The following is an 11,801-nucleotide window of genomic DNA, read 5'->3' on the forward strand; positions in this document are numbered from 1 at the left end:
TGTTTTTAATTTTTCATCTTAATTTTAGCTTTTATAGTCTTGGGAAGTGGTTGGCTGGCTGTATTTATATAGCGGGATCATTCCATATTTCGGCAACCACGCCTGTTTCTTCTCCATCGGGGAAGAGATGTTTGCTTACCCAGTGCTCTGCTTTGCTGTAAGGGTCGAAGCGCTTGACCAGTTCGCAAACAAACTTATTGCCTTCCCTTTTAAAGTCGTAAAACGTATAGTTCTTGCTATACCGGATGCCGGGTCTGAAAGTCAGTCCTTCGGCTGTTCCGACGTACCCCGATCCCAGTCCTGATACTACTTCTTTAGTCCATCCCCTTGGGGCAAAATAGGCTATTGAAAGAAATAGATGGTATCGTTGGGATGACTCCATTGGCATATCGCTAAGAAAATAAACGTGTCCTGCCTTACGGATTACCAGTCGTGGTTTGCTCATTGACTTAAAGAACGATTTATTATCATAGGCTTCTAAGATGCTCTCAGGCCAACCTTTTTCCTCCTTTAATTTCGTGAAAACAATATATTCTCGTGCTGGTTCTACGTATGAGGTTGTTTTAAAGACGAGATTTCCGTCAATGTCTTTTCCTGTATAAAGGAAATCCGAAGAGCCCGCGAAGCGGTTATTTACTAAAGAGTGCAGATAATTGTATGTGGTAAAGCTAAGCTGCGTAAACCTGTTTTGCTTTACCTCGAACTCACTTTGCTGGACTGTCGTTAGGCTTTGTTTGCTGTAGTCAGCCAAAGCTTCTACTGTTCCGTTGCTTGAAAACTTCATTAAGAAACAATGACCTCCGTATCCGTATTCTCGTTGGAATCCAAATTGTGGGATAGTAATCAATTCGTTTACATTAGAAAATAATAACGAATCCATACGAGGGAAGTAGGTTACAGACCATCCGTATGGTGCGTTTATCAGTTCTGCTCTCAACTCATGGATTCTTTTTGCGGTTCGTTCGGTAGGAGAGAGGTCGAAAATTTTGTCATCCTTGCAGGAGCAGCAAACCCCTATCAGAAGAACTATTTGAAATATTCGTTTCATTTTTATTTATTCTTGTTTTATAAATGCTTTCATTTGTTTTATACTTATCAATTGAAGGTAGTTAAGCGAGAGTTTAATTTCTTTGCTGAAGTATTCTTCTACAAATGCTTGCTTTTCTACCAGCTCTTTATATGCCTGACGGGCGTTTTCGTTATAAACTAGTTGAAGGTCAGAATCAGGCCCGGCATTGTAAGGGGTTTTTGCTTCAATTAAAGCGGTAAGTATTTCCTTTGGCGTATGGGTAAGTTTTGCGCTGATGATTTCTGCAAAATCCTTTTCGGCAGAGAGAAGCGAATGGAAGGTGAAAAAGCCTCTCCTGTTGGCATAGCTTGCTAAACCGAATGCCTGACGTCCCTGCATTGCTCCGACTGCCCCTGCAATGGGCTTAGTCGATTCGAGATATTTGTTTCTGCTGATACTTAAGAATTTATTTCTGTTATAAGGGAAAAGCACCATCAAGTGTTTGGCAAACTGATGATGTACACTTCGCATCAGGACAAAGACTTTATCTTCGTTTCGAGGGTCGAACTCGTTTACATTGTAGAGAAATATCTCATTGGTAGTTGCCTCCGGATTATCTAATAATTCCATACCGCTCCCATCCAGATTTTCCCCCCCATACATATATATTTTAATTGGATTTTTTCCTAGTAAGAATTTCTCCCCTCCTATTTCAGGAGAGGTGTAGAGGGCAATCCATAATGTTTTGATAGTTTTGAGCACACTTTTTACATTGGCTATTTTGGGCGGATAGATCCAACTTCCATTTTGTGCTACGTTCCTATCCCATCGATATTCTACTTCGATACCATACGGTAGGGTGAATGTTTCTAATATCCATTTGTCCAGTTCTGTTTGCTCACGCTTTACTGCACCCAAATCCACTATACTTTGGTCAGAGAGAGGGGCTTCTTTTTCACAACCTGCCAATAGCAGAGAAGCAGCGAATATACACAGGTTTTTCAGGATAAAAGATCTGAATTTTGCTTTTTTGATTATTGTCTTCATATGATTGTTTATCTTGGTCGTTATTTTCAGACTACTTTAGCGGGGATTTGGTTCTAAGCCCCTATTAATAGCTTCGGCAGGAATCTGCAAAAGTTTTCTGGGATCTTCTTTCTCCAAGGGCATATAAAATTTGTTTTTCGAAGTACGTTTCACCGGTATGTAAAAACGGCGGATATCAAACCATCTCAACCCTTCGTGAAGGAACTCCTGTCTTCTAAAGCCTAAAATAATTTTCACCAGTGCCAACTGGTTGATATTCATTCCATAGAATGGAGTATAAATCTGATAATTCTCGCTGCTTGTCTGCATATATGCTGTGCGGGGACAAGAGAGGCGTTCCTCATATTGGGCAGCAAGGTAAACCAGCAGGTTGTCTATTGCTCTCTCATACTCCCCAAGCATTGCATAAGCTTCGATCCGATTAAGCATCACCTCAGTGGTAGAGAATAGCACATTGGTAACGTAGATCCCTTTGGGGCGTATGCCAATGTAACCAGATAGTGCTATCTCGTCAAATTTGGCAATATATTGTGCATCGTCTATATGCCCGTCGTTATAATTGAACAGGAAATGTGGTTGCATTCTCATTTTCTTGTGCTCATAGCATCCGTCTATTCCGTGCTGGTTATATATTTTATCGGCAGTTTCGGATGTTACTCCGTACTTCTCAGAGGGGATGTTACGCGCTATTCTCGACTCTGTTGTAGCAAGTAACAAGTTGGCAGGTTCTTCGGTGCTAACATAACGGATGTACAGATACTTATTGTTAGATTGAAACTCTTTTTTATAGTTTCTCCAATTTCTCAGAATAGGCTTTGGGTCTATGCCGAGTACATAATCTGAGTATGAAACGACTAAATCCCACTCCCCCTTCATTAGGTAAAAGCGCGAAGCGAAGGCATAAGCTGCCTTTTTATTGAAGTGGAATTTTGGTTTGGCATAATAATCGTCATCTACTAACGATAGGCCAAGTTTTAGGTCGCTTTCAATTCTCTCATACACTTCTTTCACTGTTCCCCGCTTATAGTCTACCAGTGCATTTTTTTCCGGTTTTGTCAAATAAGGAATACCGGGAGCCGTTGCCGACCCACTCTTTCCATAAGGTTCAGCCCAGATGTTTACCAACATGAAGTGCAGGTAAGCACGTAGCAAGAAGGCTTCTCCATACAACGCTTTTATTCGTCCGCTCTTAGGGTATTTGCTTAATAATTCTAACGCTTGGTTAGCTTGTGCAATTCCGGCATAGCAGGCATTCCAATAGTTCAGTGGAGTATCCAGATCTTCCTGATCATAATCTTCCCAATAATACATGGCTTCATTCAGTCGCGAATGGATACCGTTCAGCCTTTCTCCTACATTGTCTGTCCTCACTTCCAAAAAAGTAAAGTAACTTGCTTCGGGATAAGCACCTGTGAGCAACTCCGCTATTTTATCCTCGCTATCTATCTGCATGTCAAGGTTGGAGTCCGGAGCTTTTTCCAGATATCCCTGACACGCTGTGAGTAAAAAGAGTATGATGATAAAAAATACTGTTTTTTTCATTTCTGTAATATTAAAATTCAACATTCAATGTCATAGTATATTGCTTGGGAGTGGGTAATGAGACCCCTCCTGATTGATAAAACTCTGGATCTTGTCCGTTTAGCTTCTTGTCTGAATAGATTAGAAATGGATTGGTCACATTTAATTTCAGGCTCATTTGTCTGATTTTAAGATGCGAAAGAACTTTTTTGGGTAAATGATATCCCAGCGAAATGTTTTTCATCCGTACAAAGCTACCATCAGCGACTCTATTCTGCGAATAGTTGTAAGTATTGTAAGCCTTTTCTATGTTTTCTTTTCCGTAATTCTGCACCATATCTTGCGAAGGTATGACAGGAATATTGGTTTTCAACTCATCACCTGGGTTTAACCAACGATTGTAGTACTCCTTGGAGAATACATTCAGGTCGGCGAATGCTGGATCGAACGATGGATTCAGTCGTATCTTATTGCCGGCCTGCATGGTAACAAAAAATGAAAAATCCCAGTTTTTATATATAAAACTGTTTGAAATACCTCCTACGTAGCTCGGTTCAATAGCTCCGTGATAAATAAGATATGATTTAGAGTATTGAGCGTCAAGAAAATCCGCTCCCGAAATCTCGTTGTTAGAGCCTTTATTGGAGGGATAGAGCCCAAAGTCGAATGTCGGTAACCCTTCGTTGCTTAGTCCTTGGTAATTGAAAGAGAAAAGAGAACCGCGAGGGAAGCCCTCGATATTTCCCCGGCCGGTACCTGACACCATATCAAAAGTGTTGGGTGTATTCAGTAATCGGGTGATTTTTTGTTTCATACCACTAATGGTGAAATTGCTTGTCCAACTGAATTCTTCTGTGGATATGTTTTTAGTGTGTATGACCAGCTCCACTCCATTCGTTCTCATATCGCCAAAATTGGCATATTTATAATACTGCCCGCCTATACCTGAGGTACGGATGATATCTATTAAATCAAAGGAATTTCGTTGATACACATCAATTGTAGTGCTTATACGGTTATTGAACAGTCCTATTTCCAATCCGAAGTTCATTTCATACATTTTTTCCCATGTTAAATCGCGATTTTCCAAATGTAGTATCCGCAAAGCATTCTCCCGGTCCTCCCGTTGAGTGCGGTTGATAATCTGATGATTGAATATCGTTGTCGAGTTAATTGCCTGCTCGTTCATTTTAGCCGTTAATCCATAACTTGCCCGTAAGGCTAGTTTTGAGACTATCGGATACTTTTTCATGAACGTTTCTCTGTCTATATTCCATTTAGCTCCAACGTTCCATGTCGGAAGCCAACGTGAGCGGCTGTATTTACCTGAACTATTGGAACCTTCGTAGTTGAGAACTCCGTTGAAAATATATTTTCCTGCATATCCATAGGTAGTGCTTCCTGAAAGAGTTACTCCTCTTTCGTAGCGTTCTGTAAGGGAGAAATAAGAGCTTCCTTCATTGCTTAGTTTATTGAAAATTAATGGATTTGTAAAAACCTGATTTCCTCTGTCGTACTGTATCCCATAACCTTGAAAGGGAGTGATACTACGATCGGCATATCGTATCTCGGTAAATCCGAAAGCTCGTATGTTATGTTCGCCTGTTTGTTTGATGTAGTCCAAAGCAAAACGTGCCAGGTAACTCTGTAAGGAAGTTTCTGTTTTATTGAATATGCCTCCGTGTGTCAGTGCCACTTGAGGCAGTTGCATGGGATCCTCTTTATTCTTTAGCAGATAAATATTCTCTTGAGCTACATAGGGAGTTTCGTCTGCACGGAAAGCTCCTATTACGTTCGAACGTTCGGTGATGAGATGCGAGTTTTTTGTTACTGCATGGCGTATGGTGGCCAATCCTTTTGCTTCGATGTTATCGTTGAGTTTGTATGAAATTTCACCTTGTAGCTTAAAGTCTAGTACTTCTGTTTTCAAGTAATTGTTTTCAAATTCATTCAAAATATTGAACGGAGCCCAGTTGTTTCGGTAATACTCCCGTTCGCCGTCTGTATTTCGGGGGCGTAAAGTACGGCTTGTGCTCAAGGCGTATGCAAAGGGATTGGTGTCGAAATCACGCTCGAATGTTCCGATTACGGTGTTTTTACGTTGCGGAATTGTTCCAGGTGAATGCTGATTACGCATATTTCCTTGTGCGGATATGGTAACTCTTATTTTATCTTCGTTCCAGTAAAAGGAGTTCTTTATATTGGCTGTGACCCTTTTTACGTTATCGGTAAGTGTCCATCCCTTGTCATCATAGAATCCGATAGAGGCATACATGGTCGAGTTTTCTCCCCCTCCGGAAAAAGATAGTGTATGCATCTGAATGGGTTTATATGTAAACAACTCTTTAAACCAGTCGGTGTTAGCGTACTCTCTTTCGCGCATAAAGGTCCGTTTTGCCTGATCCGTATTTGCCAAATAATATCGTCCGCTAGCTGGGTCTACCGTACTGAGGGCCTTATACATCTGATAGTAAACTCCGCTTCGGCGGCCGTATAGTGTGTTTTGTAAAGAGAAGTATCCCTTTCTGTCCATTTCCTGATAGATAGACATGCTCTCTTGTGAGTTGAGCAGATCGAAGTCCGTATAAGAAGGAATGGAGCGCATGCTCAACTCGTATGTATAAGAAAGTCTGTTCGGTGTATTTCTTCTACCAGAGCGCGTCGTGATTACAATTACTCCGTTCAACGCTCTGGCACCATAGATGGAAGTTGCAGAGGCATCCTTCAGTACTTGTATATCTTCTATGTCAGATGCATTCAGTCCGGCAACAGCCGAACTGATTAAGGTTACGGCATCGCCCGAAGCCAGTTGATCCAGTGTAAGCGAAACAAGGTCCTCGTATACTGCGCCGTCTATGACCCACAGTGGTTGTACGTTTCCCATAATAGATGCTCCACCTCGGATATTGATTCGTGGTGCCGCACCGAAGCTCCCTGTTACGTTTTGTATGGAAAGCCCTGCTATACGCCCTTCGAGCATACGAGACACATCCGACACACCGTTTAGTTTGATTTCGTCGAGTTTTACCGAAGCTGCCGCCCCCGTAAATACTCTGTTTTTAATCTGCTGATAACCGGTGACTACCACACCCTCCATTTCTTGTACATTATCTTGAAGTGTTATATTCATTATCCCGGATGAGGTTTTGACTCTTTGGGTTTTCATTCCCACAAAACTCACTTTCAGTACTTCTCCCTTCCGAGCTTTAAGGACGAACCTTCCTTCCATATCTGTAACAGTCCCTCGTGCTGCTCCCTCCACTTTCACAGTAGCTCCCGGTAAAAGCTCTCCAGTTGCAGAGCGTACTCTGCCTTTTACCTCTGCCAGTTCTTGTGCCAGACAAGTCTGAGAAATAAACGCAACTAGCAAGTTGCTTATTACAATTTTTATAATCGATGATGCATTCATTGTCTTATTTACTATATTTCTTCTTTTTGTTTATTACCATTGAATTTTAATATCAGAACTGTACGTTAGCTCCTGCATAGATTCCAAAAGGGTGTCCTGCTCTCAGACCTGCAGGATGGCGGGATGTAAGGTAAACCTTATTGGTCAGATTGATCGCATTTAATTTTACTGTCAGGTATTTATTAACAGATACATTGACTGAGGCATCAAGTATAAGGCTTGCTGGAATTTTTTCTCTCTCTGCAATTCTTCCCTGTCCGGGTGAAGTACGCATGTCACTGTTATAACGCGCACCAATGTTTGCGTAGAACCATTTAGATTCTATACCTAATTGCATATTTAGCGCGTGCTTAAAAATGTAAGGAATCTCGTCACCTGCAACGACGTTACCCCATGAGTGGCTTTCGAATGAATTTCTCATTTCAGTATCTGTATAAGTATATGATACCTGTAATGGCAACTTTACCTTACAGGCATTTGGTAAAGGCTGATATTGTACAAGAAACTCTGCACCTTTTACTCGAGCTGCTCCTACATTAAACTGTTCGAGTGTTCCTGAACCGCCCGAGGCAGCCAGATCACTTCCCAGCATATTACTGTAATTGTTATAGAAACCGATTAGTTCTGTCCTGAAATTTCCGATGGAAATACGCGTGCCTAGTTCCATGTTCACGCTACTTTCGGGCTTTTGATATAATTCTGCGCTCGGAGGAGCAAAGCCTTTGTGAACCCCGAAGAAAAAAGAAGCTTCTTTAACTAATTGATAGTGAATTCCTAAGCTGGGAATTAGTACACGGGTATGGTTCGGGGTTTCAATGCGTATTTTACCCGAACGCGCCAAATCTTCTTTCGTATAGTCTTTCTTCAGTAAGTCTATATCTTCGTATCGTATTCCGGTAGTGATAGTCCATGCGTTATACCTTAATTTGGCAAGCAGATAACTGGCTAAAGCGTTGGCGGAAGTAACACGGTTGGCATTTGTGCCGTGGATACCTTCCATAAATAGTATCATCTTTTTATTTTTCATGGAGTAAGAGTCATCCCATTGAAAGCGATCCTCCTCATCGGCATGATAACGAAGTCCGAACTCCAGATCGAAGAAAAACTCGTTCACGTTGAAACGGTATTCGGTTTTGGTCTGTATGCCTCTGGAGCGATAAGTTCTGTTATTTGCCCTTACCAACAATGCCTCACCCTCCCGGTCTGTTTTTCCTGTCAGGATATCAAAATAGCGATTATTTGTTTCCGGATCTATAAGGATATCGGCGATGGATATTTTCTCCTTCGAAGTAATTCCTGCACGTACGTCGTTGAGCTTATACCAATTTCGGTGAAAATAGCTGTAGTAGGCGTTGGTCGTAACTTTTAACTTGTTGGAAAAAGTCAAAAGGTAGGTTGTTATCCATTGCTGGTGATTGGTTTTAAGTTTATCCATTTGCGAACCAGCATATCGTAGAAAAGGAGTTTTCTTAAAATCATCAGCGGAAAGTCCTACATATGTTTCGTCCGAATTTTCGCCCGCATATCCGAATTTTAGCTCCAAAGCATGATTCACCCCCTCGGTCTTATCCGTTTTTACCATCACTTTGGCTATGATGTCGTTTCTTTTAAATCCTTGAGCTGTATGATCTTCATATTGCTTGAAACCATCTGACTGATAGCGCAGATATTCCACTATGTATCCAAAGTGTTTCCAGCTACTTCCGATAGATGTATGCGCTTTAAACGTATTTTTGCTTCCGTAAGAGATTTTTGCTTTACCGGATAAGTTATTGGGGATAGGAGTTGATACTAAATTAATCGCTCCTCCCGTTGTGAATGGACCGTATTGTACCTGGCTACTCCCCTTTAATACCTCAACGGCTTCCATTCGGGCAACATTGGGGAAATAATAAGCCGCCGGAGCAGAATAGGGCGCTGGAGCTGCAAGTATACCGTCTTCCATAATAGAGACACGTTCACTTCGCTCGGCTTTCGTTCCTCGTAAACTAATGTTAGGGCGAAGACCGTAACCATCTTCTTCATACATACTAACTCCCGGAACAGCTTTTAGCATGCGGTTAATATCTGTATATCCGAGTTTGCGAATTTCTTCGGGTGAGATATAATATGCCGAACCTGTGCGATTTCTTGCTTTAAACTTGCTTCCGAGTATTTGCTGGGATGATACTATTACTTCTTGTAATTGATAGGTGGAATCAACTTTTATCTGCTGCTCTTGTGCATAAATACTTGAATAGACAAAAGGTGAGAGAATAATAAATAAAGCTTTTCTATTTGCCATGTTTGTATAATTATATGTTTTTGAGATTTAGTATAATACGAACGGTGCTTTAGGAATATATATAGTAAAATGTGACTTTTAATTTCTGGTAGCAAAATTACGGGTATTGAACTACTACCACAATCGCCATGTTTAGGTATTTATAACATATAGAAATAAAGCTTAATGGTATGTGCCTTTTTCTTGACATGAAAAAGTGAGTTGAATGTTGAGTAAAATTGATGGAACTGTTATAAATATAAAGAGCTACAGTTATACAGGTAATCACCTCTTTTTAGTTAGATATATAGGGATTATATCATACTTTTAGTTTTACCCGATTAACATTTGCTACGATACCTATTACCTACGATTGGGTATTCAATCTTTTTGTATAATCAATAGTTAGTTAAGCATTCAACTAACACTAATGCAGCAATAGCCGCAAATTTGATATCCTCTTTCCACAGCCTTCGATTTATTTCCTCGTTAGGTTGGATGCCTAATATGGAAATAAATCATTGCATTAGAAATAGATTGTGGCAGAGTACTTTTACCGAATCTATCGATAAAACAGTTGCTTCCTCCAAAGCTTTCACTTTAGCTATATTCACACTCGTCAGTGAGGCATTAGAATGAAAGTTTAGCTTATCTAAATCTCGGCTTTGATAGTCAGTAAGTCTAGTAAATTGCTTACTGTTGCGATAATAAAATTCGATTTGAAAACGAGTTCTGTAAAAATCCAAGACGTCCATTGTTTTCATCTCTATGTTGGTCGAGAAATACAACTTACTTTAAATAAATCATATCTTCAAGCAACACTCCATCCTCAATCATCTGATGGTCGTAATTGTTGGTGAAAAAGTTTTCAATCCGATGTGAGTATTCGAACCCACAGCTTTTGTAGAAGATAACTGCATTTGTCACATCACCTGTTTAAACTATCATTTGGCAATATTTTCCGGCATAATGAGTAATTAAGTATTTTATCAAGTTTTGCCATAACCTTTCCGTTGAACATCCGGTTTTACGGCAATATTTTTGAGCTCACAAATACCATCCCCCTCATCTGTAACCACACAAACTGCCTTAACACCATTATACTCAAGCACAAGCATTTCGCCACGATTCAGGTAATGATCTATCACAGATTACTGATAATCAGCAAGTAATAAGAGGTCTATATGCTGTTTCTTAGCATTAAAGAGTTGATATATGCTCATCTTTGCATTATTAGATTTATTGCTTTAGTCGAATAGGCAATCCCAAGAATCCGAATTATAGGCTTCAAAGCAAAGGCTAATTTGAGCTTTATTATTTTTCTCTTCTGCTAATGTCGGCAATTCTTCTGGGGAGAAAAAAGCCGCATCTGTCGTTTCAATATTTGGCTTAAATTCTCCTCCTATAATTTGACACTGAACAAATGCTTTGCATACACCGTAAGGGTATGGAGGTAAATTGTGCTTATTTCTATCTTGCAAAGCTATCAATTTCACTGCTACTACATCCAATCCAGACTCCTCTTTTACCTCTTTTACCGTATTCGATTTAATAGATTGGTTTACATCCACCCAGCCGCCCGGCAAAGACCATCTTTCATCACGTTCTTTTACAAGTAGTATCTTCCCACTCTCAAATATAGCTGCGCGAGTATCTAATTTGGGGGTTTGAAAGCCCGTTTCATTGCAAAATAGTCCTCGTACAATGTCTGGCGACAATCCTGATTTTAAACTCATAATCTCTGCTGAAAGCTCCCGGATACGTTCAAACCGTTCTCTGTCAAAGCAATTCTCCGAATAGGTTAGTCCTCCTTGTCCAATAAATTGCAGCTCCATGGCCCATTTCAGCCAAGGCATGTTTTTATATGCATCTTTCGTTTGGGAAAGTATATATAAAACATCCTTGGGATTCGCAAAATAATATGTCGCATAAATGTGTTTGATAGAGTGGCATCCCCACATTGCCAATCCAAAATCGACGCCTGCTTTCTCTGCGCAAACTCTGTCGTAAAGTGTATCACCTATATAAAGAACCTCTTGTCTGTTTGCTCCTGTTTTCTTTAAGTAAGCTAACATTGGTTCGGCAGAAGGTTTTGGTGCAGCACTATCTTCTACGGTAATAATTGTGTCAAAAAATGTATCAAGTCCGAACGGTGTAAAATCATTGTGATATTCATTTTTGTTTTTTGAAGTGATAATACCCAGTTGTACCCCTTTTCCTTTCAGCTCAATAATAAGTTCACGAATGCCGTCGAATATGCGCATCGTATGAGCAGCTTCTTTCATATAGTCATTCCAGAGCAGATTAGCTTTCACTACATTTTTTATACCTAATTGCGCCAAAGTGATTTCTCCTGGAATACCCAATGCGAAGTGTAATTCATGAGGCTCATACTTCTTTCCTTGTAATTCGTGAATAACTCTTTGCAATGCTGTAATATCTGCGTATGCAGAATCAAGCATCGTTCCATCAATATCAAAAATAATATGTTTGTATCTCATCTTTATAAAATTAGCTATATTGTTTTCGTTGAAAATATCTACCACAGTTTG

Annotated in this window: 6 protein-coding genes and 2 pseudogenes; all 8 read right to left on the minus strand. The window is 40.2% G+C overall.

What is annotated here, in order from left to right; all coding sequences use genetic code 11:
* Positions 1–64 precede the first annotated feature (64 nt).
* Complete coding sequence (locus TY03_RS17545) at positions 65–1,048, minus strand: DUF4302 domain-containing protein (protein WP_042372367.1); 984 nt, start codon at positions 1,046–1,048, stop codon at positions 65–67.
* Positions 1,049–1,054: 6 nt separating this feature from the next.
* Entirely contained in the window at positions 1,055–2,056 is a 1,002-nt protein-coding gene (locus TY03_RS17550) for a putative zinc-binding metallopeptidase (protein WP_042372370.1), read from the minus strand.
* Positions 2,057–2,092: 36 nt separating this feature from the next.
* Positions 2,093–3,598 carry a RagB/SusD family nutrient uptake outer membrane protein gene (locus TY03_RS17555; protein WP_042372691.1) on the minus strand — a complete coding sequence of 502 codons (1,506 nt, stop codon included), beginning with the start codon at positions 3,596–3,598 and terminating at the stop codon, positions 2,093–2,095.
* 10 nt (positions 3,599–3,608) lie between these two features.
* A complete protein-coding gene (locus TY03_RS17560; protein WP_042372372.1) occupies positions 3,609–6,986 on the minus strand; it encodes a SusC/RagA family TonB-linked outer membrane protein in 3,378 nt (1,125 codons plus the stop codon).
* Between the two features lie 52 nt (positions 6,987–7,038).
* Positions 7,039–9,270, minus strand: coding sequence for a TonB-dependent receptor family protein (locus TY03_RS17565; RefSeq protein WP_042372374.1), 2,232 nt, complete (start codon positions 9,268–9,270; stop codon positions 7,039–7,041).
* A 768-nt stretch (positions 9,271–10,038) separates the two neighbouring features.
* Positions 10,039–10,472: pseudogene (locus TY03_RS22950) on the minus strand (GNAT family N-acetyltransferase).
* Positions 10,473–10,496: 24 nt separating this feature from the next.
* On the minus strand, positions 10,497–11,105 hold the full coding sequence (locus TY03_RS22955) for an NUDIX hydrolase N-terminal domain-containing protein (protein WP_230202004.1): 609 nt from the start codon (positions 11,103–11,105) through the stop codon (positions 10,497–10,499).
* A gap of 126 nt (positions 11,106–11,231) precedes the next feature.
* Positions 11,232–11,750, minus strand: a pseudogene (locus TY03_RS22960) (HAD family hydrolase); the annotation flags it as partial.
* Positions 11,751–11,801: the final 51 nt, after the last annotated feature.

Source organism: Bacteroides neonati, assembly GCF_000499785.1.
GTDB lineage: Bacteria > Bacteroidota > Bacteroidia > Bacteroidales > Bacteroidaceae > Bacteroides > Bacteroides neonati.